This window comes from Alcanivorax sp. HI0044 (genome assembly GCF_001634945.1).
Map to the genome: position 1 here is coordinate 1 of NZ_LWEZ01001827.1, position 701 is coordinate 701.

Here is a 701-nt window from a genome sequence, read left to right on the forward strand (position 1 = left end):
CCACCGCCCGCCCGGCCTTTATCAAGGCCCACGCCGACCAAATGGCCCACTTCGCCGCCGCTGACAAGGCCGAGGGCCGGCCGTAAACAGACTTTTCCCCATGTGCATTTATTTGTGCGGGTGGATTGTGTAGATTCGGAACTGGATCACAAATAACAATCGGCCAGCCAGGGTGGCATGGCCTGCGAAAGCGAATCGGGGGAAGGGATGCCTGTCTGGTTATCTTTATGCTGGCCTGGGGCTGGCTTTTGCAATTGCATCTCCTCTTTGATTCTGCGCATGGGGCAATACTTGACCCCAATCTCGAATACTCTGTTATAAATCCAAAAACTTGGGGGCATCATGCCAATTAAAAAGCACGAACTTGATGAAATGAACGAAGCACTTAGGAATGGCAGCACCATTTCTAAGCTGGCCCAGAAGTATAAGCAATATGACTATTGGGAAATTTACTGGGAAGTGAGTGATGCCAGCATTCTTGGTAAGAAGCGCGCTATCACCAACCGAATTAAGAAGCTTGTTTCAACACGGAAGAGAGAAGACCGAGAGGTGCTGGCCGAAGAAGCTCAAGAGCTATTAAACGAGCTGTACGACCAGCTCAAGAGTAACAGCAAGAAACTTGTCGATATAGACCGAGTTCTTCGGCGCTAGGTCTAATAAGAAGCAGAGTTGAGGAGCAGATCTTCCGTTCCACATTGAGT

At 49.6% G+C, this 701-nt stretch carries 1 protein-coding gene; it reads left to right on the forward strand.

Annotation, left to right across the window (positions count from 1 at the left end; genetic code table 11):
* The first annotated feature begins 342 nt into the window (after positions 1–342).
* Entirely contained in the window at positions 343–651 is a 309-nt protein-coding gene (locus tag A3730_RS27315; RefSeq protein ID WP_063521113.1) for a hypothetical protein, read from the forward strand.
* Positions 652–701 lie beyond the last annotated feature (50 nt).

Coding starts and splice junctions, on each gene's coding strand:
- A3730_RS27315 (WP_063521113.1), top strand. CDS start 343: ATGCCAATTAAAAAGCACGAACTTGATGAAATGAACGAAGCACTTAGG.